The following is a 24,454-nucleotide window of genomic DNA, read 5'->3' on the forward strand; positions in this document are numbered from 1 at the left end:
CGTAGTCCGCAGCGTGAATTGAGCGTGACACAACGCATGCAGGAGAACCGGGCTAGTTTCTCCAGAGAGAGGTCTTTTGAAAAATCCACGCCGGAACAACTCCTCGATCAGTATTAGCGACGAGCCGCATAAGGCGTATGGCGTCGAGACGTTTCTGATCGACATAGTGGTCATGGCAGATCCGGGAGCGCGCCTCCGCACCGTTTCGACCAAATTTCGCGCATTGGCTGTAAAATGCCGACCAAGTGCGACGTTTGAAAAATAGGGTGGCGGCGATCTCTTCGATTTCCTGCGCCTCCTCAGCCGAGAAGATTTGCTGGTCGCGAAGCCGTTCCACCGTTGCGCGGATGTTGACGATCGGCACCGTCATGGCCCGAAAACCCAATTCCTTCGGCGCGTGAAGAAGTGCGACGGCGGCATCGTCAACCACGGCACCTGATGCGTAATCATCGAATATCCGGCCCACCCCGACCATGCCGAACGACTGGCATTCCGCCGCGCGCAACGCGCCCATACTTGCGGCGCCCGCTACCACCACACCCTTCGACAGGGCATACAGGATCTCCTTGTGCCATACGGGGGCAGTGTATTCGAAGCCCCCGTCGATGAGCCCAATCACGGTGGCTCCTTCGCGCACGGCATTCAGGATGTCGCTCTGAACGGCTGGAGGTCTTATCTCCACCGATGGTCCGGTGTATTCGGTCGCATCGGGTAGGCTTGGGCCGACAAAAACGACCTTCATGGCGAAAGCGCAGCGGCTATTGCCCTGGCACCATGCCTGAACTTTCTGTCCCCGGGCGGGTTCTCCAACTCGGGAGCAAGGATTTTGACGACAACGAACGGCAACCCAGGCTCCGACAGTCTGATGGAATAAAGCCGCGATAGCCCGCGTCGTTCTAATAACTGGACGATGGATTTCGATTGGCTGGCGTTCCGTTTCGGCGAAAGAGCGCCCGGCCGGATGGCCACAAGACGCTTAATATCTTCCGGCAACGGTCTCAGATAGGTCTCGGGATAGACGTCATCTCTCGCGCCGCTGATATAGGTCAGGCGGGATTGGGCGGCTTCGGTGATTGCGCGCAAGGCGGCTTTCGCGGCATCCACGTGGGTGCCGCAGCCGAATGTCACGTCGACATATCGCGGTGCCATCGCTTCCAAGACGCTCGCTTCGGCGATATAGGCCGCGATGGTGGGAATGCCAATATCGCTGGTAACATCAAAAAGCCGCAGCAGCATCCCCGCCCGCTCTACCTGTCTCGCGAGCTCCGTTACGCAGGAATTTTCGAATGCTGCCGGGGATACCGCAGAAGCGACTTGTCGCGGCTCCGACCGAAGCTGCCAGAGAGCCATTGCATCTCGCTCTATCCGCTCGAGCAGTGCGTGGAAAACGGCTTCTTCCTCCGTGTTTCCTGATGCCAGACCGTCCGAAGACTTCCAGTACCGAATATCCGGCACGGTCCGATCCAGGGACACGGCATCGTAAGGCACGAGTACGGTCTCGCCTGAGAAAAGGTCGGTGGCCTCGACGAGGGCAATCTCGTCTTCCGAGGCGCCAACATCCTGACGAGAGGCCAGAAATTCGGGTAGAAGGTCGTATCTGCGTCCATCACGCTTTAGGGCGGTGCGGCTAGCCGTGACCACGCCGACCAGCGGATCACAGGCAACTGCCCGTTCCAAAGCCTCCATTACTGCGGAAGTCCTCGCGTCATCATCCGTGAGGCCCTTCCCGTGGGCAACCACAATCGACTTCGCGTTCGGGATGTAGGCGCACCATACCGGAATGTTTAGGAAATCAAGTCCGGTATGGCGGCTTACCCGCGTAATGCCGTATTCCGCCAGGTGAGGAGACACTCGGCGGTAAGTCTCAGCAGTTGGATATGCTCGCTCCACGTCCCGCCTCAGCCATCGAACACCCCTGAAAAAGCAGCCTCTGAGGCACCAATCGCAACGGCGAAATCGACGTCCTTCACGACGGATCCGCCTGCCTTTCGGATGTCATTTGCCGAAGCGAGCGTCCCATTTGCGGGTACCTCAAAAGCAACAACCGTCCCGGCGTCCAGATCCGCCAGATAAAGTCCCGTTTCACCCGGAAGCCCGATTACAACTATCTTTGACATCAACATACTCCATTTGCGTTCGTGGAACATCTTACTGAAAACCAGCCTTCATCAGGCCTTCCCGATAAAGATCTTTCTGCCATTGCTCCCTCACCGGAAGGATCGACAGCCATTTCTCAAGCTCGAAGAGAGGATTGAGTTCCTGCGCCTTTCGGCGATGCATCCGCGCTCTTTGCATGTCTCCCGCCATGGCATAGCTGGCGGCAAGCAACCTGCGTGCCGAAGAGCCGTCCTCCATGCTTTCAATATGCGAAATGGCGCCGGAAAAATTTCCGAGAAAGTAACTCGCTCCCGCGGCGATCCAACGATAGTCATCAGGCGGCATCGGATTGAGCGATATGGCCTTGATGATCTTTCTCAGCCCGTCATCCGGTCTCGATGCGTGAACCAATGCGTCGGCGTAGCCGCAAAGCGCATCGGCCAGATGCGGACTGAGTTGCTCTGCTTCGTGAAATGATCGAAGGCTGGCATCGACGTCTCCTCTGTATAGAAGAGATAGGCCAAGATCGCGATGCGCCGTCGCAAGATCCGGAGACGCGGCCACCGCCTGTCTTGCCAAAGCCTCTGCCTGCACCAACAGCTCATCGTCTCCCCTTGCCGTCAGCACCCATTCCCATGAAAACGTTCGCGAAAGCCCAGACAATGCAGGTGCAAAATCACTGCGAAGCTTCAAGGTTTCCTTGAATGCGCTGCGTGCCCGGCGCATTCCTGGCAGTGTATAGGTGTTGAGATGCTGAATGCTGAAAAGATACGAACGATAGACCTCGGGCTGCGTGCGAAATTCGTCAAGCTGACCTACACTTTTTCCGAGATGACCCGAAATAGCACTCACGATGAGACCGGCAACGTCCTTGCGCCGAGACACGAGAGAGCTTCCGCCAAGAGGAAAGCGCTCCGCCCATAGCACCGCGTCTGCAGGAAGGAAAACCATTTGCGCAAACAGTCCCTCCTCCGAAATCCTTGTGTCGACCACATATGAAATCGAATGGGTCTCGAGCTGAGCGAGCTTATCGGAATGTTCTCTGATTTTCGCGGCCGTATATGGGGCAACCACCGCTGCGCTTCGAAGCGCACAGAGCCCGATGGTGATATCCTCGATCAATGCCGAGGCAACCCCTGCATCGACATTGCCGTGAAGTGTGGGCGGAAGCAGTACCAGACGCGGAAGATCCGGCTGAGCCCTGAAGGGCGCGGCTGGAGCACCGAGCTGCTGTACCGTCTCATGACGGGGTTCAGCATGCAGGCGAACAGAACCGCTGTTTCCCGAAATCCGTTGATGCGCACTGAACAAGATTTCCGCAACAACTTCATCTGACGGATCGTTTTCGAGAAGCAATTTTCCTCCTTCGCGAACGACCAACCAGTCGGATTTCTCTGCGGCATGAGGCGCTGATCCGACAAGAATTTCCCGGAACTGCCACCAATAGTCCCGCCGCCGCCTTTCTATCCAGCCAGCGAGCGGCGCCGGAGCTCCGACGATATCCAGAAACGGTCTTTCGATCAGTGATTTCACGGCCCGCAACTTTTGCAGCGGTTCAAGATTTGCTGCAAAGGTGCTGAAATCGGTCTGGACACTGTCGGAAACCCGCATGGTTGACGGCGAGATCTCGAAAGGATTCAGCCACCCCTCTGTCTCGCATTGACGCACGCGCTCTATCATTTTTCTGAGATTTAGTCGCGCCGTGCTACCATCGCCCGGCCATAAGATAGCCGCAAGATGTTCCCGGGAGGGATCTATGTTCTGCTCAGTCGCGAGATATGCCGCACACAACAAGGCCTTGCGTGGCAAAGGCAGAGCACCTTTTCCGCGTTCGGTCAGCGTCACGGGGCCGAATGTAGTCAAATGCAGCACCAGATCGGCCTGTCGTTAGAGCTTCGGATCCTCCGCCGTGGGATCAGTCCCGACAGACGCGAGTGATTTAATGAGATGAACAACGCTCTGCCGGGTTCTTGGGTCACGCAAGCGAACGAAGGCTGCGTTTAATTCTACGCCTTCCCGGCTCGAGAGAAACCTCATCACCACGTCATCAGGCCGCGGATCGAATTGCGAATTTTCGTTCGAACCGACGGTATTCGTGAAGAAAAATCCCACCGGGACCTGCAGAATGGATGCGATCATCTGAAGCCGGCTTGCGCCGACACGATTGGTTCCCTTCTCATATTTTTGAACCTGCTGGAACGTAACTCCCAATCCTTCCGCAAGTTTTTCCTGCGACATGCGCAACACAAGTCTGCGAAGTTTAATCTTTCCACCGACATGCACGTCGATTGGATCCGGTCCCACTTTCTTAGTCATCGTCTTCCCCTCGACAATTCTGCCAGAATGATTGAAGCGGGTAATCGATGCAACCGGTCTTGGTTGTGCCAGATCAAAAATTTATTGGGTCTTTGTTTTTGGGTGCCTATCGGTAATGGAGGTGTTTTTCTGAACTGAGCTCGCGAAATTACGCAGCGGCGGCTTTGAAATCAGGCGAGCAGTTGACGTTCAGAATAGGAGGACGAGTTATCCTCATGTCTAGCGCCCAAAAGCATGTCACGCTTGTTTCACGCCACCACACCGTCAAATCGCGCTAGTCAGCTACGTAAGGGGCAGATGACCACGTCTATACCTCTCTCGAGCGACTATTTGAGAAACGACATTTAGGTGTTTTCATATGGAATATGAGCAGCGGCAGTCGAAAATGCGAAAGCTCGCCGCACTTAAGGTCCGCAAAGATAGCCAGAGAGATTTGCGGCTGGCGCTCAAACATCACTTTGCAGACACATCTGCACAAAGCGTTTGCGATGCACGTGATACTCGTGAACGCGAACTTGAGATAAAAGTCTTACCTATCGACGGCCAAACGATGACCTGAAGTTCTCATCTATATTCTAGAGAGCGGACTTGTTAGGTTGGAACCAATGGCTCGCTGACTGTAAAATCGGTAACATTTTCAGATAGTCTCGCCGAAAAGCTAAAGTGCGCTCTGCGTCCCGGCCATCAGGCATGGCATGGACCGAGGAGGGCAACACCAGATCCCCGGTAATCTTGATGTGTCGCGTCACGCCCATCAACCGGTGCACGATGGCCATGGCGGCGATGAGTACATCCGTTGCATTTGCCGCAATCGCGAATATGTAAAGGGGCCCATCGCGTCGCAGTTGTTTCATCGACAGACATGATGCGCTCAGCAAACTCCGGGTGAACTGGCTTATACATCTAAGCCTGGAAACAAGTGCCCTTCTCAATGTCACGCCTCTGTATGCTAAGTATCCCGCGCGCAAGCCCTAAAACTGCCACGGCGGAAAAATACAGATCTCGGGATCCCGGCGCGCCAATCAAGCGGTCACGTTCGGATCAGCTTTACCGTCGCCGACCTTATCAAGCTCAGAGACAACGTTTGTATCGAGGAAATATTTCAAGGGTCGTCCTGGCAATCGTAAAGCGAGCACCTCGAGTTGCCCGATCGGCATACGCGACTGGATTGGATAAATCGAAAATTAAAACTTACGTAGCCTTGCTGCGCGCCATCCGCGGCCTGCCGAATGATTTCGGCAAAGCTCATAGATTCAAGCTCGAGGATGACCACCCGCTGGAAGCCAACAGAAAGCGTACTTTTTGTGTGGAAAGCGAACATAACACGGCTCAAAGACATTGAATTGATACAGCCCAACCGCGTCTCGCTCTAATGTCGCATCCGTCGTACTCGACGGCGAACTGGCGGCCGAGCTGAGGTCCGAGCCTTCAATATCCATTGCGATCAGCTTTATTGGTCGATTATTAAGTAGCTTACACTAATATAGATTTGGAGTTAGGCTGTGCGAAGGCACGTCCGTGAACGACGATGAGGGGGTACTCTCACAGATGAGCAATGCGCAATCCAGTTGGCAGCCTTCACCAGAAACCGTGAACAGTTGGACTGACAAGCTTGCGCTATTCAATCATCAATTCGAACTGATCGGCTTGACGAATGGAAGTCGGCCGACCCTTCGCGAAAGTGGCTCGTCGCTTTGGGATATCTATCCGGAACTGGATAGTGTCACCGTCTCGGCCCATCTCAAGACGAGGCCGGAGCAGCCGCTTCGCATCAGCCACGAGCTGGAAAACGGAGCAGTCCGCGAACTCACGTTTCACGCCATCGGGGAGTTTTATGGCGTTGTGCATACGTATCGGAGCGGGGACAGGGCGGAGCGCGCTGCCCTACTGCATCAGGCAACTCATGATCCGCTGACCGGACTGCCGAACCGACGGCAGTTTGCGAGCGACCTTTTGGCGGCGTTGAAGGACCTGACCGCCGAAGGCAATACCGTCTGTCTAATGCAGTTAGATCTCGATGACTTCAAACCGGTGAATGACACCCTCGGGCATGCGGCGGGTGACAAGCTGCTCAAATTCGCTTCAAGCCGGATCAGGGACTGCCTTGCCGGCAGTGAGCGAGTTTACCGTTTGGCCGGCGACGAATTCGCGATCATTTCCGTTGGCTCTGGTCATCGCCTTCGGAACAAAGAGGTTGGGGATGCGCTTGTTCAGGCCTTCAACCAATCCTTCACGATCGACGGTATTTCGGTGTTTGTTGGCCTGAGTGTCGGTATCTCGATTGCACCTGCGGATGGGGCCGATCCGGAAACCCTGATGAAAACCGCGGATGTAGCGCTATACGCCGCCAAAAAGGCTGGACGCGGCCGCGCCAGCGTCTTCGACGCTTCTATGCTGCAGATCATCGAGCAGCGAGAACTGTTGCGCAGAAGCCTGCGGATTGCACTTGAGAAGGACCAGTTTATTCTGGAATACCAACCGATCGTGGAGCATGGTCGACTGTTCGGATTCGAGGCGCTGCTTCGATGGCAACATCCACTGCTCGGCTCAATCCCTCCCGCTGTTTTTATTCCGATGGCCGAGGCGGACGGTCTGATGAGTGATATCGGTCGATGGGTTCTGGAAAATGCTTGTCGCGAGGCATTGACGTGGCCTTCCGAGTGCATCGTCGCTGTCAATCTATCTCCCGCCGAATTCCTAGTCAGCGGCCTAACCGATCGGATTTCGCAGGTCTTGGATTCTGTCGGCCTCGCCTCCGATCGTCTTGAACTCGAGATTACCGAAAGCGTTCTGCTGGAGCAGACCGTCAACAACCTGGATACTCTTAACACGCTCAGCGTGCTCGGAATTAGGATAGCTCTCGACGATTTCGGTACGCAGTATTCCTCGTTGAGCTATCTGAAGAATTTTCCGTTCGACACACTGAAGATCGACAAATACTTCGTTTCAGATCTCGAAATCGACCCTAAGAGCCAAGCCATCGTCCGGTCCGTCGTAACTCTCGCACACGATCTGGGAATGGAGGTCGCCGCCGAAGGTGTCGAAACGTCCGAGCAGGCCGATTGGCTTCGCGGGCTGGGATGTGATCGTTTGCAGGGGTATGCGGTCGGTAAGCCTTTGCCGGCCGCGTCGATAAAGGGCTTTATCCGGAGCTCGGAATCTCTGATTCAGGCACTCACCGGGCGCTCTGGTTCACCTGACCAGCAGGCACATCCATAGCCCTGATGAAATCGCATTCTTCCGGATCTATTTGTGGAGATGACCATGACAGGGCAATACGTTAGTCCGAGATCGGCAGAGTATCAGGACATGGCGGCGTTGACATTGGATGCCGCTTTGTTCGCGTGCGAGTTTCGCCTCTGCGACACGATTGCGGAATATCTGGCGACTATAATCGGCCAATCGCACGAGGATCCCGCGCGCTATGCCAACTTCAGTTCCCTGCTTGCCAACGAGATTGTCGAACTAGCCTTTCGCTCAGTGGGCCCGAGAGGCCGGATCGATTTCAATCTGCTGAAAAGCGATGCATGTGTGCGTATGAAGGTCGGCTTTCCACTCGACAAGCATGGGCGCGATAGCTGGTCGGCTCCGGCCATTTCCTCTGGGTCTGAAGGGCAACAACCTGCCGGGAACCTCATAATGATGGGCCAGGCCCTCGGAGTGACACTGTCCTTCGATAGCAGCACCGATGATCGGGTGACGCTGATTGCAGAATTCATTCTGCAGGAGGGCATCCATTGAGCCGATCTCTCTTATCGTTCTCGGCAGAGTTCAACGACGTAAATCAGGAGATCCTGCTGAGCGGCAGAATGCGCCCTCAGACAGTTCAGGAAATGGCGAGTGCGGCAGAGGTCATCAGGCGCAATCTCGATGGCCACAGCAACACCGTCTATGTGAATACGCGTCGCCTCACCCACATCAACATGACCGCGTTCAATTGTATTGCGGAAATCCTGTCCAGTGCGTGCAAGGCAGACCGACAGCGCAAGATCGTCATCGTGACGTCGAGTGTCATTGCCTGGTCAGCGCCTCTCTTCAGGACTTTGGCATCCGATGAGCCCAACCTGCTGGTCGAAATCTATGATTCAGCCTTCTATCCGGGTCAGACGTTTGTGGAGGATGAAAGCTTCATTCCCATCCTTCGAACCCAGACAAAGATGACCTGGCGCCATGAGCGCGAGATTCTTGGCCGACATGGCCTTCGAGACGGCCTGGCCATCGCGGATATCTGTTGCGGGATCGGCGACTTCGCGACCCTGATCAAACGACATTTCAATCCGACGCGTCTCCTCGCATTAGACCACTCGAGGAAAAGCCTGGAATACGCAAGGCGGGTGGCGGCAGACTTCGGCCTGACATCCATCGAATACACCTACGGGGATGCCTCCCAGATGCTGCTGGCAGACAACCAGTTCGATTTCGTCACGTGCCGCCATTCCTTGCAGATTTTCGATCGGCCGGATGTTCTGCTGCGCGAGCTCTATCGGATATGCAAGCCGGGTGGCAGGGTCTACATCACCAACGAGAAGAACTCCCATTGCCTGGGTGAGCCGCATTCGGAATCGATCCGCTGGACCTATGATCAGGTCGCCAGGCTCTTCAGCCATTTCGATATGGACGTCGAGATGGGGCCGAAAAGCCGGCGCCTGCTCACCGATGCCGGCTTCGATGCCATTCAGGTAGAGACCTTCATGGTAACCAATCTTGACGGAGATCCGCGGGATTTCGCCAACATGATCGAAGCATGGGAAAACGTCTATGCCGGGCAGATGGCGGTACGGCGAGGTGACCCGCCGGATTTCATACGTAGGTTCAGGCAGGGGTTCAAGGATCACGTTCTCGCGGCTCTTCATCCCAAGGGCTACGCAGGATGGCCGATCTGGGCGGCGTCAGGGCGGAAACCATATTGATGGCGAATACACAGATCGGCAACCGACCGTGGGGATCTTTCCGGGCCAAGTTCATTCTTGTCGTCGGTGGCGCTGTTCTCTTCGATCTGCTTATCAGCGGCGGGCTCGCTCTATGGAATGTCCAGCGCCTGTCACGTGACGCTACCGAAGAGGTCGGCCACGGACTTGAACAGGCCAGCCTGGACTATATTCGCACCTACGCGAATTCTACTGCAGCCCAGGTCTCGCTGCTTCTCGGCCAGGTGAACAACGATGTCGGTGTTCTAGCAGGCGTTCTGCAGGAGCAGATCGACAATCCGAAAGGACAGGCGGAGATTGGATCTGCGATATCCGGCATTTCACCGGGGAGCGTCGGGCTTTCCTTCAATCCTGCCGGACAATGGGCCCAAAATGCGCCCGGCAGTCCGTCTGTTGTCAGCGCCTGGGGCTACCTGCTGGACAAGGATCATTCACCGCGGACCGACGTACAGACCGAAATTAGAGCGAGCGCCGTTCTCGACCTCATTGCGCCGAGCCTGCTGAAAAACGGCTCATCGAAACTCCAGATGTATTTCATTGGACCGAAAGATCGGCCGATCTTCCGCACGGCTCCCTATACGGAGCAGGCGCAAACCTTCGACCGGCTCTATCCCGGCCACAACGACGCCAATTTCTGGGACTTTTTCTTTCCGGGCCTTTACGAGGCCTGGCAAGGCTGGGCGGTTGGTCGCGGATCGCGACCCGTGCCCAATGAAATCACCCAGACCGCTCCGTACACCGACGCCATTACCGGCAAGCAGATCGTCAGCTTCTTTCATCCGCTTTGGAGCGCCGACAGGAAAAGCGTGGCCGGAACCGCCGGCGCCGACATCACCCTCGATCAGCTTGCCGGGATAGTCGAGAATGTAAAGGTCGCCGATAGTGGTTTCGGATTTCTGGCAATGTCCGACGGAAACGTCATCGCCATCAGCAAGGAGGGCGAAAGGACAATTGGCCTGCGGTCGGCAAGTGGCGGCCAGGGAACCGGCGTCACCGGCCTTGAGCGATCGCTCCGGGACAGTTCGCAGCCGGCAATCGCCCAACTGGCCGGCAATCATGATGACGGCATCAGGCATCTGCTCCTGGATCAGAACGGCGAGCCCGTGCCGTTCATGGTGATCATGAAGGAGCTTCCGCCGGTCAATCTCTGGGAACCGGGCAAGGTCAGGCAAGACGCGATGTCGCTTGGGATCGTCGTTCCTGAACGCGAGATCTATGCCTCCCTGTTTGCCGCGCAGACCAAGATCTTTGATGCGACAAACCGCATCGTTGTCTACCAGATTCTTGCGATCCTTCTGTCCCTGATGATCGTGACGATGGCGGTGCTGGCCGTGTCGAAGCGCATTACCGGCGGCATCAGCGCGCTTGCCGGCGCCGCACGACGCATCCAGGCGCAGGATTATTCGGTCCGTGTCCCGGTCTCCAGTCGCGACGAGGTCGGAGAAGCAAGCGAGGCCTTCAACCGGATGGCCGAGCAGATCAGCTACCACACCGACAATCTCGAACAGCTCGTGGAAGAGCGCACGGTCGAAATCGAAGGTGCGAAGGAAGAGATATCGGCGCTCAATGCGCTATTGGAGCGTGAAAACCGGCGGCTGGGCACGGAGTTGGCGGTCGCCGAGAGAATCCAGATGATGGTTTTGCCTCTCGCCTCGGAACTAGCCGCTTCAAAGGATTTGGAGATCGCGGCCTACATGAGTGCTGCCGACGAGGTTGGAGGCGACTACTACGACGTTCTCGAAGCAGACGGACGCTTCAAGATCGGCATCGGCGACGTGACCGGACACGGGCTCGAAAGCGGCGTTCTCATGCTGATGGTCCAGTCCGTCGCCAGAGCTCTGCAGGAGGCAGGTACAACCGATCCGGTCAAATTTCTGGTCGATCTCAATAGCGCCCTGTTCAAGAACATCGTGCGCACCAGGATCGACAAGCATCTAACCCTCGCTTTCCTTGATTATGACGGGAGCGATATGCTTATTTCGGGCCAGCACGAGGAGGTCATTGTTGTTCGCGCCAATGGTAATCTGGAACGAATAGCGACCATGGATCTCGGTCTTCCGATCGGGCTGGAATCCGACATCTCACCTTTCGTCGGCACCCGGAAGGTCCCGCTCGCGAAAGACGATATCATCATTCTCCACACCGACGGGGTGACGGAAGCCGAGAATGAAAAGGGCGAACTTTTTGGAATCGATCGCCTTTGCCAGGAAGCGGTGCGGCTGCACTTACAAAGTGCGGACCTCATAGTCGCCGGGATTATCGACAAGCTCATGGCCTATATAGGTCCCCACAAGATTCACGACGACATCACACTTCTCGTATTGCGGCACAGGTAGTCAATGTCAAAGACGATCTTAGGCATCTACGATCTTACCGAAGCGAGCTTCTTATCCGGGGCCAGCCTGACGCTCATCGACGGGCCGCTGGAGCTCGGATGGCGGCATTCGGGATTAACCTCGGACTTCATCGCCGATGCAATGGCTCTGCCGTTTTCCGCATCGAAAACGCTGCATGCCGATATCCATCACAGCATCGGATACCTGAGCAACGAACTGATCGAGAATGCGGTAAAATTTCGCCAGCCCGGCAAGATCATGATCGAGGCCTGTGTGATCGCGGGTGTTTTCCTAATGAGGGTGAGCAACGACATTGATATCGAGACTTCGCAGCGGTTTCAGGATATCCTGACGAAAATCCTCGCTGCTGATCCAAGCGAGCTTCTCATCGGGCAGATCGAGGCAAATGCAGCTTCCGACGCCACCGGTTCTGGGCTAGGTCTGTTGACGCTTCTGGCAGACTACGATGCGCGCATGTCGTGGGAATTCGAGCCCCTTGGCGGAGACCGCATCAAGCTTACGACGACCGCCTCGCTTACATTACCACTGGCTTCAAACGGGTGAGTTTCAGATGGAAATCAGGTACGAGAATTTTCGAATCTGGACAGAAGACGAAACCGTTTTTTTCGACGGCGTTTTGCGCCTGGCCGGGCCGGAGGCTTACGCTCCGATCTACTCGCTGGCCTCGGCGGCGCTTCACGAAAATAATGAGCGCGTGATATTCGATCTCACCGGTCTCGAATTCCTGAACTCTTCGGGCATCAATCTGCTCGCAAAACTCACGATAGAAGCGCGCACGTTGGCCGTCGTGCGACTGGTCGTGAAAGGTACGGCGCGTTACCCTTGGCAATCCAAGTCGCTTCCGAACCTCAAGAAGCTGTATCCTCAACTTGATCTGCAACTCGCCTGAACAAGCACCGCGGATTTCTTGATTCTAAAAGCGACAGATGACCAGCTCAAGCCGACCTCATCGTTAACTCGTGATGAAGATCGAACCTTTGACGCACCTATCTGACATCGACAAAGACGCGCATTTGGATGCGGTAGTTTTTGAACTTGATCTCGTGCAGCCAGCCGGAGCCGGATGGAGCCCGATCCTGGGATTTGCATAGCTGCGGCGGCAAGAAGGCAGGCTGTGGGGACATGCTGGAGCGCCTACCTTGCTTCGACACAGAGTGGTTCCCGCTGCAGGGCGGCCTCGGTCGGGAGACGCCTTTCGGCTCCCAGTAACCGCGATCCCGTAGCATAACGGTACCGCCGCCATATTCGCCCTTCGGGATCGTGCCTTTAAAGTCACCGTAGTCTAGGGGTTGATCTTCCACCTCGACGGCCGGCCGCTTGTCAGCAGGGTCGAGAGACGGGCCCGGGTCACCGCGCAGGATTTGAAAACACCATCAAGTTCCAGGCGCAGATCATGATGCAATCCAGTGGCATCATGCTTCTGGATAATGACCCGAAGGAAGTTGGGCGGCCTAACCTCGAGATCGCCGGATGGCTCCTGGGTCTTCTTAAAATCGCGTTTCGCTTGATAGGCAGGAACCTTGTTGGGCATCACGTGTCACCTGCCAGTGCCACTATTCTCGATCGACTTCATATCCGATCTAACGATAAACCGGTCGACGAGCACCCTTACCGTCTCTTCCTGTCCGAACTCATCGATTACAGGGATAGGATCGGATGCAATGGCTTCCAGAACCTCAGGTCCGGCACCAGCTTGGGACGCATCGAGAAGAGCTTCACGCGTCTCCCTCTCGGATTTGAGCCCGAGGTAGAGCGCGTGAATTATCTGATCTCGTACCTCGAGATCAGCTTTGCAGTGTTCGTTTTTGTTCGGTGACACGCTCATGTCTGGACAAGGCGCTGGCTGACGTGAGGTTCCAATCGATCACGAAAAAATTCATCGACTGCGCTGCTAAGCCAGTGTGTGCAACAGCTGCAACGGTGCTCATGGGCATCTCATAAGTACAAAACCTTCGAAATCAGTTTCACAACGACACTGACGCTTTGCGCGAGGGTTGGAATGGGCACCATAGGGACTACTTGGGATAGTGGAGCCGCCATGAACCCATTTTTTCGAAGGAGTATCCTCATGAAATCCAAAGCCGCCGACGTAATGACCGAGATCCTGTACTCTGCCGGCGTAAAAAGGATTTATGGTGTTGTCGGCGATAGCCTGAATGGGCTGACAGAATCCTTGCGCAAACGAGGTGATATCGAGTGGGTTCATACTCGCCACGAAGAGACTGCAGCCTTTGCCGCTGGCGCGGAAGCTCATATCACCGGCGAACTCGCTGTTTGCGCGGGTAGCTGCGGTCCGGGCAACCTGCATCTGATCAACGGGTTGTTTGACTGCCACCGGTCGGGTGTCCCCGTTCTGGCGATCGCAGCACAGATACCGTCGGGGGAAATCGGCAGAGGCTATTTCCAGGAAACGCATCCAGATCAGCTCTTTCGGGAGTGCAGCCATTATTGCGAGCTCGTCAGCCAACCCGAGCAGTTGCCTGGGGTCATGGAGGCTGCCATTCGGGCGGCAGTTGGCAAACGCGGCGTTTCGGTGATCGTTATCCCCGGCGATATCGCCCTTGCCGATTTTTCCACGAAAATCTCCTCTCCGGCAGCTCTGAAAGTGGCCTTGCCCAGCGTGGTCCCGGCCGGTGATCAGGTCAACGCCTTGATAGCGCTGCTTAGCGAAAGTTCAAAAATCACTCTCCTTTGCGGTCGTGGCTGCCAAGGCGCGCATGACGAGGTCGTAGCAATAGCCTCGCGCCTCAAGTCACCAATCGTCCATGCGCTTGGTGGCAAAGAGCATATAGAATGGGATAACCCGTATGACGTGGGCATGACCGGCCTGATCGGGTTTTCGTCCGGCTATAAGGCGATGCTCGAATGTGACACGCTGATCATGCTCGGGACCGACTTCCCTTACAGACAATTTTATCCGGCCGATGCGAAGGTCGTGCAAATCGACGTCCGGCCCGAAAACCTCGGCCGACGAACACCGCTCGACCTGGCGATCGTCGGTGACGTCAAGTCGACGCTTAGCGCAATACTTCCAAAGCTTAGAGAGCAGACGGACACAAAACACCTCGATCGCTGCCTTGCAGCCTACGAGAAAGCGCGTGAAGGTCTGGATGACCTCGCGACCGGCAAAGCCGGAGGGACAATTCATCCGCAACATGTTGCGAGGCTGCTGAGCGAACAGGCATCGGACGACGCGATCTTCACCTTTGACGTCGGAACGCCCACGGTCTGGGCCGCACGATATCTCAAAATGAACGGAAAGCGACGCCTGATTGGATCGCTTGTTCATGGCTCTATGGCTAACGCTTTACCGCAGGCGATTGGAGCGCAGGCTGCCGATAAAGACAGGCAGGTCATCAGCATGTCCGGCGACGGCGGCTTCACCATGCTGATGGGTGATTTTCTGACGCTGAAACAGGAAAATCTTCCCGTGAAGGTTATCGTCTTCAATAACTCGTCTCTGGGTTTCGTTGCCATGGAGATGAAGGCGGCAGGATATATCGAGACGGGAACCGATCTTGAAAACTAGACTTTGCAGCGGTCGCGCGTGCCGCCGGCATTCATGCTGTCCGTGTCGAGGATCCCGCTGAACTGGAACGCGGCATTGAGGCTGTTCTACGCCATCCAGGCCCAGCGCTTCTGGATGTTGTCACAAATCCGCAAGAGCTATCCATTCCTCCGAAAATCAAGGCGGCACAGGTAATGGGCATGAGCCTTTGGGCCGCCAAGGCGGTGATGAGTGGTCGAGGAGACGAACTGATCGATGTTGCAAGATCCAACTTCTTCTCTCGCTAAAGATGGGCGGAACGCATCACACCTCGCGGCGTTTTGCTGTTTGTACACAAGGAGGCTTCAATGCATAAAATCATCATTCCGCTGTTGGCGGCGTTGGCTTTGACCGCATGCTCTTCGACAGAACGTGGCGCCGGCATCGGTGCTGCGAGTGGTGCCGTCATAGGTGGTGTTGCTACGGGCAATGTCAGAGGTGCAGCCGTTGGTGCGGCTGTCGGCGGCGTATCCGGCGCGTTGATCGGCAATGTCGCAGACCAGCCAGGGCGTTGCTACTATCGCGATCGAAACGGTAACAGGTATGTGGATCGCTGCTGATGGTTTGTGAGGGGTAGGATAGTCTCCTACCCCATCCACCGTTATCCATTCCAATTTTGCTACTTATCTCTCATACTATCTGGCGCTGAAGTAGGCTGCTACAGCTGAAATATCATCGGCCGTGAGTTCCTTGGCAAACCCGGTCATCAGATGGTGGTATTGAGAGCCACCGCGCCCACCGGATCGAAATAAGGCCAACTGATTTTGCAGATAGGCTGAGTTTTGACCGGACAATTTTGGGTAGGCCGGATTCGCATCTGCTTTATCATGGCAACTCAGGCACGCCGGGATCTTGTCGGCATAACGTCCCTGCTCCGCGAGTACCCTACCCTTCTCGACCAAAATGGGATCATGAACAGCACCGGCACGAGCCGCTGGAGCCTCCTTGGCATAGTAGGCAGCCAGTTCTGGCAGGCTCTCAAAGGACAATGTACCGACCGCCACCTGCATAATGCCACTTGGGCGCGTCTTTCCGGCATAAGCTTTGAGCGCGTTCAAAAGGTAGGCTTCCGACTGGCCGGCCAGCCGCGGAACGAGGCTGCCGTCATTGAGTTTGCTTTCCGCGTGGCAGCTTTCGCAAGTGATCGGCAAAGGCGAGACCTCGCCTGCATGACCTAACCCATGCAGGCCGGATGCCTGGAGATAGGCCTCCGCGTCCATATCCGGCAGTTTGCGAAGCAACGCCACAATCGACCAGACCTCGTCGTCTCGCGACTGGATGGGCCATGCCGGCATGCCAGTAAAACGGACACCGTGCTTGACGATCTCGAACAGTTCGGCATCTGTCCATCCAGGTACCACGGCCGTCAGGTCCGGCGGTGGGGGCAACATAGCGAGCACTGAATCCGGCCGCGGTTGAGCCGGCGAACCGTGACAAACGGCACAGCCCGTCTCGTAATGGCCGGCGGCACCCGGGACAAGCCCAGGATCGTTGAGCGGCGGCACGTCGCCGGTTGTAACCGCTCTGGCCGAGACCGAATTGCGCATCACCCAATGCAGGAACCAGTCGGTGACGGCCCAATGGCCGCTTGAGGCGCGCACGCTCAACAGGCCGGACCAACCGACGGCGAGGCCGAGCAGGGGCGCGAGGATGGCGAGCACGATCAGGTGTTTCGAGCGAATGGTCATCAGCCTCTCCTGCGCGATGCTTGCGGACTGCCGGAATTGAGCATCGTGGCCAGAAGCGAGACGCCGCCAACGAGATAGATCGCTGCTCCGACCAGCAACATGATGACGCCGCCTGCCTGCTGATCGACGATCGGGGTGAGCGGGATACCGAAACAGCTCACATCGCCTGAGCCATAAAGTGCCCGCGGCGACAGCGCCAGCAATGCGCCGAGCAGCGTCATGTGCATGGAGGTGAATAGGAGGCCGATGGCTCCGGCCATGCGTCGACCGTCCCTGCCCGCTTCAAGCCCACCGAGACAGGATAGCCAAAGTGCCAGACCTGCCACGAGAAAAGTAATCTGCTCAAGTGCGGCGATGAATGGAGAGATTTCCGAAACTGCCCGAAGGGCGGGGATATGCCAGACCCAGACAGCGGCGAGTTCCAATATTGAAGCAACGATCGGCGAAAACCACGGCCAGCGTGCTGGGAAATCGAAGCGCGTGCCCGAGAGGCTGATGGCGACCAGTGGGGCCACACCAGCAACCACGCCCATATGGGCGATCATGTGGATGGTGAACGAGGCTCGGTCGGCGAAGGGTAGCAACACCCCCCAAAGCGCTACGAGCAGGATCAAACCGGTATAGAGCGAAGCGCGTTTCATCGCTGGCACTCCGCGATGAAAATCAGAGGAATAGCGGCGTAGACGACGGCGACAAAGCTGAGGCCCGAAAGAAGCAGCGTCGCATAGCCCTGAAACAGGGTACGGCCTTTTTTCGTCGGTTCGTCATGTGGTGGATCATGCACGCCGAAGCCCCATTGCCGCCAGGCGAGCCAGGCGGAAAGCACAATGACTGCCAATGCGAGGATGGTGAGGCCTGCCAGAAGCAGCCTTACCGTCTCGAAGCCGAAACCGAGGGATGAGGCTTTGGCGCAATAGACGGCAACGGTCGTATAACAGCCAACGAAGTGCACTGCCCAGACGGTCGGAGCGGTAAACAGGGTCCAGAGGCTTTCCACCTCGCGCGGGATGACGCTCTTCATGCGCTCACCATCGGGAAAAGGCCGAGCACCGCGAAGGCGACGACGGCGGTAAAGGCCATGAAATGCCAGTAGAGCGTCACATTGCGGATATCCTGATCATAGACCGCAGTTACGCGGCCGGTAAGGCTGCCGACAAGGCAATAGGCCTGCATGATTACCCCGACCGCCCCATGGGCGACGGTCCAGATGGCGATGATCCAGACGGTGGCAGGATAGACGTTGAAGGTCGGATCCATGCCGTGGAAATAGGGACCGGCAAGCCCTGCGAGACAGGCTGCGATGGTGACGAGCATGCCGGCGGCGAGCGCGATGCGGCAGCCAGCAGGTCCCTTCTCGTTCAGCTGCCTTGCCGCGATGGTAAGGAGCCATGCGACGACGAAGAGGGCGAGCGCCGCCATAGGCCAAGATACGCCTGGGCCTACTGCACCGGAGGTAAAATCATCATGCACCGTCCAGTAGAAGAAATAGCCGAAGATCAGGCTGGCAAAGGCGGTGCCGTCGCCGACCATGGTGATGAACATCGCCCACCAGCCGACCGAAGCTGGTCCGGAGACATAGACCGGCAGTTTTAGTCCAAGGCCGACATCCACCTCTTCCGCTTCTGGGATCTGCGCCGTCCCCGTCCAGAGCCAGACCATGATCGCGATGAAGGTTATGATGGCGCAGATGATGGTTGGGATCCACCAGTGGAAGGTCAGCGCGATGAATACGCCGCCGAGTGCCAGGGCGGCCACCATCGGCACGTAGGAGAGGCCGCCGACGCGCAGGCATTGGATCGGCTCGGCATCAAGCACGGAAGTCACAAGCGTCTCGCGCTTGCCCGACTTCGCGTCCGGGAGATAGTAGCGTCCCGCTTCAATATCGGCCTGAAGGTTCGGTTGTTCCCATAGCGGGTAGCGGCTGGTGATGATCGGCACCGAACGCATACCCCAACTTTCACTTGGATCATTGGTCCATTCCAACGTGCCGGCGTTCCAGGGGTTGAGATTGCGCTCCATGGTCTCGGGCTTCGGCCGAAAAATATCGATCACGAAGGTCATGACCCCAGCAGCAAAGACGAAAGCGCCAATCGTCGAGATCATGTTGAACAGGTCCCAGCCGACCTCTTCCGGATACGTGAAGACGCGGCGTGGCATGCCGCGTAACCCGGAAAAATGCATCGGGAAGAAGCCTACATTGAAGCCTACGAACATCAGCCAGAAGGCCGTCTTGCCCCAGGTAGCTGAAAGCTTCTTTCCGGTGACGAAGGGGAAATAATAGTAGATGCCAGCGACGATCGGGAAGAACATCCCGCCAATGATCACGTAATGCAGGTGCGCAACAATGAAATAGGTGTCATGTGCCTGCCAATCGAAGGGTACGAGCGCCACCATAACGCCGGTCAGGCCGCCGATGGTAAAGATCGCCAGACCGCCTGCCCCGAACAGCATCGGCACGGAAAAGATCACGCGGCCCGCCAGCATGGTGGCGATGAAGACGAAAATCTGCACCCCGGTCGGGATCGCCACGGCCTCCGATGCAGCAGAAAAGAAGGCGAGCGATATCTGCGGCAGGCCGGTGGTGAACATGTGATGCACCCATAGGCCGAAGCTTAGGAAACCTGTGCCGACCGCCGCAAGCACGATCCACGAATAGCCGACGATCGGCCGTTGCGAGAAGGTCGGCACGATCATCGCCATCAGCGCAATGGCCGGCAGAAAGATGATGTAGACCTCCGGGTGACCAAAGATCCAGAACAGGTGCTGCCATAAGAGTGGATCGCCCCCGCGCGCGACATCGAAGAACGGCCAGTCGAACATCCGTTCCATTTCGAACAGAACGTCCCCGGCAATCAGCGGCGGGAAGGCAAAGAGGATCATGCCGGCGACGATCAGGAGATACCAGGCGAACATCGGCATCATGTTGATGCGCATGCCCGGAGCACGGCATTTCATGATGCCGACGATGATCTCGACGGCGGCAGCAATCGAGGCCACTTCAATGAAGGACAGGCCGAGCAGCCAGATATCGGCGCCGATGCCGGCATATTCCTTGTCGGTAGCGAGCGGCGGGTACATGAACCAGCCGGCATTGGGTGCCGCATTGAAGAAGATCGATCCGCAGACAAAAATGCCGCCGAGCAGAAAGCTCCAGTAGCCGAAGGCGGAAAGACGCGGGAACGGCAGTTCGCGTGCGCCCAGCATGGATGGCAGTAGGAAGATCGCGATCGCCTCGAAGATCGGCACCGCGAAGAGGAACATCATCACCGTGCCGTGCAGGGTAAAGGCCTGGTTGAACAGCTCGGAGGAGATCAGATCGTTGTTCGGCACTGCGAGCTGAGCGCGCATCAACAGGCCCAGCAGTCCGGCAAACAACATGAAGGCGAAGGCGGTGACGCCGTACCAGAGGCCGATCTCGCTATTGTTGACCGAGGTCCAATAACGCCAGCCGCCCGGCGTCTTCCACACCTTGCGCAACCGCTCCTCCTGCGCCGCCCTCTCCTCGGGCGAAAAATTGCCGAGCTCCACCATCACTTGAGCTCCTTCAAGTAGACCGCGATTGTCTTGATGTCGTCTTCGGGAAGCATGCCGAAATGCGGCATCTTCACACCCGGCTTGATCACGCCTGGATAAGCGACGAAGCGGGCGATGTCCTCGACAGTGTGGGGCAGTGTTCCGGCTGCAAGCGTCGATCGTTCTCCGAATGCGGTGAGATCTGGACCGATACGACCATTCGCGGCCGTGCCGGAAATAGCGTGACAGGCCCCGCAGCCATTGTTGAGGAAGACCGCAAGCCCTTCGGTATCCTGGGGGCTGGAGGCCCTTCGCTCGGCAAGCCAGGCTTCATGCTCATCGGGTGCCACCGCACGCACGGTGAAAGCCATCAGCGCATGGGACTCGCCGCAGAATTCTGCACAGACGCCGCGGTAAGTGCCTTCGCGGTCGGCCGTCAGCGTCAGCGGATTGGTGCGACCGGGGATCATGTCCATCTTTCCGCCGAGCGACGGCACCCAGAAGGAATGGATCACGTCCGCCGCCTTTAGCGAGAAATGCGCCGGTTGGCCAACGGGGATACGCACCTCATTGGCCGTCTCGAACATCGTTTTGCCCGCCTCGTCGAAATAGCGCACCCGCCACCAGAACTGTTCGCCGGTGACTTCGATGCGCCGCACCTGCTGATCGTCAGGCACCCATGGCCGGATCGCCGGCATGAGCCACATGCCGTAAGAGAGGAGCGCGCAGAGGATGATTGTCGGGATGACTGCCCCGCCCCAAAGGATTACCCGACCGGCGCTTTCCTCACTGTGCTCCCGCTTTTTCCGAGAGGCGTAGATGATGGAAGCGACAAGCCCTAGCCAGATGACTACGGCGCCGACCAGCATGAGGAAGAAAAGCTGCGCGATGTTTGCAGCCTCCGGGCCGGCGGGGTCGAGTGCGGAGTGATTCCCGGAGCAGGATGGGAGCGGGAGGACGAGCAGTGCGACGAGGCAGGGACAGAGCCGCGACAAATGCCTTTGCGACGGTATCGGTTGGAATAGGCCTGTCACCCCGCCATCTGGCATTCAGAACCGCCCCTCTGTATCTGAACATTCGATGCGAAACGGTGGCGGAACCTCATTGTTCCAAGTAACTGTCATTTTCCTGCTCGTCTGTCCTTGGCGACATCAGTCGTGAGCCGATGGAGATCGGGACCGTACCTATACGGGAACAATTCACGCCGTGATGCGGTTGATTGACACAAGCTCACCTGTGCCACGGAGTGACAAATGGCCGTCCTTTCCTCGCCAAACCGCGATTCCGCGGCATACCCTTTGCAGTCGCTCTTTGTCCCTTTTCCCCTCGTCTGCTTCACGCTCACGCTAGGAGCAGACATCGCCTACTGGCAAAGCGGGGGTAACCTGATCTGGTTGACTTTCGCCTCATGGCTTCTGTTTGCCGGACTTTTTTTTGGGGCAATCGGCCTTCTGGCGGGCGTAGTCGACATTCTCCGGCGGCGCACAAGGCCCCTTCGCCCCGGCTTCATGGCCATTCTGCTTTACATTGCGATCCTGTTGCTCGCCTTCGTCAACAGCTTCGTTCATGCCCGTGACGGCTGGACGGCCGTCATTCCGTTTGGCTTTGCGATCTCGACGGCAACATTCGTGCTCACCGTTTTCGCTGCCGTCACGTCAGCAAGAAAATACGCAAGACTGGCCTGGAGGGTCTGAGATGAAATCGTTCTTTCCTGGCGTGTCCGTCCTTGCTTTGACCGCCTGCCTCGCAGGCATTGCAATGGCGCAAACTGCGGCAGTCGATGCGTCCCAGCAGATCGGGCCTGACCCGGTCCTGCCGGAACCGCAGCAGGAATTGCTGCCGGACCTCAAGGTGGCCAAGGTCATCGGCTGGAAGGATGGCGAAACGCCGTTAGTTCCGGAAGGCCTCAAGGTGACAGCCTACGCCAAAGACCTCGCCAACCCACGCACGGTTCACACGCTGCCGAATGGCGATGTGCTGGTTGTGCAGTCTAAGGCGCCGGAGGGAAAGCCGCTCAGTCGTCCAAAGGATTTCATCCGCGGCTGGATCATGGCGATGGCTTCCGGCGGTGGCGGCGAGCAGAAGGAAACCAACCTCATCACCCTGCTCCGCGATAGCAATCGCGATGGAGCGGTAGACGAACGTCATGATCTTCTGACCGGCGTCGATTCTCCCTTTGGCCTCGCATGGGCCGACAACACGCTCTATGTGGCGTCCGCCAGCGCCGTTCTCGTCTATCCTTATGAACTCGGCCAGAACCAGATCAGCGAAGCGCCGAAAACTCTGACCCCACTTCCCGGTGGTCCGTTGAACCATCACTGGACCAAGGATATGGCGCTGAGCCCGGATGGTCGCATGCTCTATGTCTCCGTCGGTTCGAATTCGAATGTCGCCGAAAACGGGCTTGAGGCAGAAAAGGGCCGGGCCGCAATCTGGCAGGTCGACCGACAGACGGGTGCCGCACGCGTCTTCGCCTCCGGCCTGCGCAATCCGAACGGGCTGACATTCCATCCGCAAACCGGCGAACTCTGGACAGTGGTCAACGAGCGGGACGAGCTCGGCCCCAACCTTGTGCCGGACTATATGACATCGGTTAAGGATGGCGGCTTTTATGGCTGGCCATGGAGCTACTATGGAGATCACGTGGATCCGCGCGTTTATCCCCCACGTCCCGACATGGTCGAAAAAGCAATCAAGCCTGACTATGCGCTGTCGAGCCATGTGGCCGCGCTCGGCATGGCCTTCACCGAAGGCTCGGCCATGCCGCAAGCCTATGCAAACGGAGCGTTTGTCGGCAACCGTGGCAGCTGGAACCGCGACAACTTCAACGGCTATAAAGTCGTCTACATTCCGTTTGAGAACGGCAAGCCATCGGGCAAGACGCAGGATGTCGTCACAGGTTTCATCAATGGCGAGCAGGCTCGCGGTCGTCCCGTCGGCCTGGGTGTCGATGGCACCGGCGCGCTGCTCGTGGCCGATGACGCAGGTAATACCGTCTGGCGTGTCGCGTCTTCGGACGGAACCGTCATTCCGCAAACGAGAGGGACTGACGTTGTCCCTACGAACGTTCAAGGCTCCACAAAATTGAGGACCGATCGCATTACTGATACGGCTTCCGCGATCGAAACTAATACAGGTACGCCGCAGACATCGCAGGAGCGACTGACGGGACAGGAGGTGATGTCCGGCGCACCTGAAAAACTGCGCCCCGCCCAGATGCAGATCGCGCCTGCGACAGGGCCATAGCGGCCGGTCAGATGTGGAGCTCATTGCTGCTCATACTTCAGAGCTCACGGGTAGCACACGCGGATTTTCGTTCTGGCGGTGGGTCGGTATTGTCGAATCGTTGAAGCCCCATCGCAGCCCATGATCGTAGCCCGGCGCGCACTACTCCATCCGCGCCGCCCCGCAGACCAGAGCGGAACACTTTCCAGTCTACTAGGTTTACTCCTCCTCAGTGGGAGGAAATGAAATGACGGATCGGAAGGTCGTTGAAAATGCGACGGATGCGCGGCAGGGGCGGACAGGAAAACCTGTGTTGATCGTGCTATGTGTTGGCCTTTGCCTCGCAGCGGTCGCTTGGGTTGGTGCTGAGTTTTGGGGGGAAGCAACCGATGCTCCCACCGAGCAGACTGCTACACCGCCCGCCGGTGACACCACTCCAAAATCCGCGGCAAGCCCGAGCGAGACCTCGACGACGCCCACCTTGGTCGATCGGACGCCGCATGCCGAAAGCGGCACTGGCGGATCTTCACAAAGCAACGCGCCCTCCGGAAATACCACTAAACCATAAAGGACAAGCGTCGGCTCGAGGCGGCTAGGGAGGGTACCGGACATTGATCGGAATGATTCAATCGCACAAGTTTAATCCTATCGATGACCTAGGACGCGGACTCATTAGCTGATGCGATCCATATCCTTGTCGCTGCAAGTTTGAGGGCGGCGAGATAGTTGTCGGCACGTCTGTCGTATCGGGTTGCCAAGCCCCGCATCTGTTTGATGCGATTG

22 protein-coding genes and 2 pseudogenes are annotated in these 24,454 nt (G+C 57.2%); 11 read left to right on the plus strand and 13 right to left on the minus strand.

Features of this window, described 5'->3' with window-relative positions; genetic code table 11:
* Positions 1-52: 52 nt before the first annotated feature.
* The 5 genes from MRBLMR1_RS18610 to MRBLMR1_RS18630 all read right to left on the minus strand — a co-directional run bounded on the left by MRBLMR1_RS18610 (position 53) and on the right by MRBLMR1_RS18630 (position 4,413).
* A complete protein-coding gene (locus MRBLMR1_RS18610) occupies positions 53-742 on the minus strand; it encodes a TfuA-like protein (RefSeq protein ID WP_148148604.1) in 690 nt (229 codons plus the stop codon).
* A complete protein-coding gene (locus tag MRBLMR1_RS18615; RefSeq protein WP_500065586.1) occupies positions 739-1,890 on the minus strand; it encodes a YcaO-like family protein in 1,152 nt (383 codons plus the stop codon). The genes MRBLMR1_RS18610 and MRBLMR1_RS18615 overlap by 4 nt, the downstream gene beginning before the upstream one ends.
* 8 nt (positions 1,891-1,898) lie before the next feature.
* A complete protein-coding gene (locus MRBLMR1_RS18620; protein WP_148148606.1) occupies positions 1,899-2,117 on the minus strand; it encodes a hypothetical protein in 219 nt (72 codons plus the stop codon).
* Between the two features lie 31 nt (positions 2,118-2,148).
* Positions 2,149-3,630 carry a hypothetical protein gene (locus tag MRBLMR1_RS18625; RefSeq protein WP_500065587.1) on the minus strand — a complete coding sequence of 494 codons (1,482 nt, stop codon included), beginning with the start codon at positions 3,628-3,630 and terminating at the stop codon, positions 2,149-2,151.
* Between the two features lie 354 nt (positions 3,631-3,984).
* Complete coding sequence (locus MRBLMR1_RS18630) at positions 3,985-4,413, minus strand: helix-turn-helix domain-containing protein (protein WP_148148608.1); 429 nt, start codon at positions 4,411-4,413, stop codon at positions 3,985-3,987.
* Between the two features lie 358 nt (positions 4,414-4,771).
* Here MRBLMR1_RS18630 and MRBLMR1_RS18635 point away from each other — a divergent pair, with 358 nt between their 5' ends.
* The 7 genes from MRBLMR1_RS18635 to MRBLMR1_RS18665 all read left to right on the plus strand — a co-directional run bounded on the left by MRBLMR1_RS18635 (position 4,772) and on the right by MRBLMR1_RS18665 (position 12,587).
* Positions 4,772-4,972, plus strand: coding sequence for a hypothetical protein (locus MRBLMR1_RS18635; RefSeq protein WP_148148609.1), 201 nt, complete (start codon positions 4,772-4,774; stop codon positions 4,970-4,972).
* A gap of 989 nt (positions 4,973-5,961) precedes the next feature.
* A complete protein-coding gene (locus MRBLMR1_RS18640) occupies positions 5,962-7,632 on the plus strand; it encodes a putative bifunctional diguanylate cyclase/phosphodiesterase (RefSeq protein ID WP_148148373.1) in 1,671 nt (556 codons plus the stop codon).
* A gap of 45 nt (positions 7,633-7,677) precedes the next feature.
* Complete coding sequence (locus tag MRBLMR1_RS18645; protein WP_500065589.1) at positions 7,678-8,154, plus strand: hypothetical protein; 477 nt, start codon at positions 7,678-7,680, stop codon at positions 8,152-8,154.
* 68 nt (positions 8,155-8,222) lie between these two features.
* Complete coding sequence (locus MRBLMR1_RS18650) at positions 8,223-9,323, plus strand: class I SAM-dependent methyltransferase (protein WP_500065605.1); 1,101 nt, start codon at positions 8,223-8,225, stop codon at positions 9,321-9,323.
* Positions 9,323-11,677, plus strand: a complete 2,355-nt coding sequence (locus MRBLMR1_RS18655) for a SpoIIE family protein phosphatase (protein WP_500065591.1) — start codon at positions 9,323-9,325, stop codon at positions 11,675-11,677. The genes MRBLMR1_RS18650 and MRBLMR1_RS18655 overlap by 1 nt, the downstream gene beginning before the upstream one ends.
* A 3-nt stretch (positions 11,678-11,680) precedes the next feature.
* Positions 11,681-12,241 (plus strand): slr1658 superfamily regulator, encoded by a 561-nt coding sequence (locus tag MRBLMR1_RS18660; protein WP_500065593.1) that lies wholly within the window; start codon positions 11,681-11,683, stop codon positions 12,239-12,241.
* 7 nt (positions 12,242-12,248) lie between these two features.
* Complete coding sequence (locus tag MRBLMR1_RS18665) at positions 12,249-12,587, plus strand: slr1659 superfamily regulator (RefSeq protein WP_206828253.1); 339 nt, start codon at positions 12,249-12,251, stop codon at positions 12,585-12,587.
* A 115-nt stretch (positions 12,588-12,702) separates the two neighbouring features.
* Here MRBLMR1_RS18665 and MRBLMR1_RS18670 read toward each other — a convergent pair.
* The 3 genes and pseudogenes from MRBLMR1_RS18670 to MRBLMR1_RS18680 form a co-directional block, all read right to left on the minus strand.
* A pseudogene (locus tag MRBLMR1_RS18670) lies at positions 12,703-13,229 on the minus strand (DNA polymerase ligase N-terminal domain-containing protein); the annotation flags it as partial.
* A gap of 6 nt (positions 13,230-13,235) precedes the next feature.
* The gene (locus MRBLMR1_RS18675; RefSeq protein ID WP_206828252.1) at positions 13,236-13,517 is read right to left on the minus strand and encodes a hypothetical protein; all 282 of its coding nucleotides are present in this window, start codon (positions 13,515-13,517) and stop codon (positions 13,236-13,238) included.
* Positions 13,483-13,626 carry a hypothetical protein gene (locus MRBLMR1_RS18680; protein WP_500065606.1) on the minus strand — a complete coding sequence of 48 codons (144 nt, stop codon included), beginning with the start codon at positions 13,624-13,626 and terminating at the stop codon, positions 13,483-13,485. The genes MRBLMR1_RS18675 and MRBLMR1_RS18680 overlap by 35 nt, the downstream gene beginning before the upstream one ends.
* A gap of 140 nt (positions 13,627-13,766) precedes the next feature.
* Here MRBLMR1_RS18680 and poxB point away from each other — a divergent pair.
* Together poxB and MRBLMR1_RS18690 are read left to right on the plus strand one after the other, a co-directional pair.
* Positions 13,767-15,493 (plus strand): annotated as a pseudogene (gene poxB, locus MRBLMR1_RS18685) (ubiquinone-dependent pyruvate dehydrogenase).
* Positions 15,494-15,553: 60 nt separating this feature from the next.
* Entirely contained in the window at positions 15,554-15,805 is a 252-nt protein-coding gene (locus MRBLMR1_RS18690) for a YMGG-like glycine zipper-containing protein (protein ID WP_148148365.1), read from the plus strand.
* 75 nt (positions 15,806-15,880) lie between these two features.
* On the opposite strand, the gene MRBLMR1_RS18695 is transcribed toward MRBLMR1_RS18690, so the two are convergent.
* The 5 genes from MRBLMR1_RS18695 to coxB are packed head-to-tail and all read right to left on the minus strand — an operon-like array spanning position 15,881 to position 21,441.
* Positions 15,881-16,933 (minus strand): c-type cytochrome, encoded by a 1,053-nt coding sequence (locus MRBLMR1_RS18695; protein WP_500065595.1) that lies wholly within the window; start codon positions 16,931-16,933, stop codon positions 15,881-15,883.
* Positions 16,933-17,574: a cytochrome c oxidase assembly protein gene (locus tag MRBLMR1_RS18700; RefSeq protein WP_500065597.1), complete on the minus strand. Its 642-nt coding sequence runs from the start codon at positions 17,572-17,574 to the stop codon at positions 16,933-16,935. The genes MRBLMR1_RS18695 and MRBLMR1_RS18700 overlap by 1 nt, the downstream gene beginning before the upstream one ends.
* Complete coding sequence (locus MRBLMR1_RS18705) at positions 17,571-17,954, minus strand: hypothetical protein (protein ID WP_500065599.1); 384 nt, start codon at positions 17,952-17,954, stop codon at positions 17,571-17,573. Before MRBLMR1_RS18705 ends, MRBLMR1_RS18700 begins: the two co-directional genes overlap by 4 nt.
* Entirely contained in the window at positions 17,951-20,464 is a 2,514-nt protein-coding gene (ctaD, locus tag MRBLMR1_RS18710) for a cytochrome c oxidase subunit I (protein ID WP_500065601.1), read from the minus strand. Before ctaD ends, MRBLMR1_RS18705 begins: the two co-directional genes overlap by 4 nt.
* The gene (gene coxB, locus MRBLMR1_RS18715; RefSeq protein ID WP_500065602.1) at positions 20,464-21,441 is read right to left on the minus strand and encodes a cytochrome c oxidase subunit II; all 978 of its coding nucleotides are present in this window, start codon (positions 21,439-21,441) and stop codon (positions 20,464-20,466) included. Before coxB ends, ctaD begins: the two co-directional genes overlap by 1 nt.
* Positions 21,442-21,699: 258 nt before the next feature.
* On the opposite strand from coxB, the gene MRBLMR1_RS18720 reads away from it, so the two are divergent.
* Complete coding sequence (locus MRBLMR1_RS18720; RefSeq protein ID WP_148148359.1) at positions 21,700-22,140, plus strand: DUF2231 domain-containing protein; 441 nt, start codon at positions 21,700-21,702, stop codon at positions 22,138-22,140.
* A 1-nt stretch (position 22,141) separates the two neighbouring features.
* Complete coding sequence (locus MRBLMR1_RS18725) at positions 22,142-23,692, plus strand: PQQ-dependent sugar dehydrogenase (RefSeq protein WP_148148358.1); 1,551 nt, start codon at positions 22,142-22,144, stop codon at positions 23,690-23,692.
* Positions 23,693-24,454: the final 762 nt, after the last annotated feature.

It is taken from the genome of Neorhizobium sp. LMR1-1-1.1 (genome assembly GCF_040675795.1).
Taxonomy (GTDB): Bacteria; Pseudomonadota; Alphaproteobacteria; order Rhizobiales; family Rhizobiaceae; genus Neorhizobium; species Neorhizobium cellulosilyticum.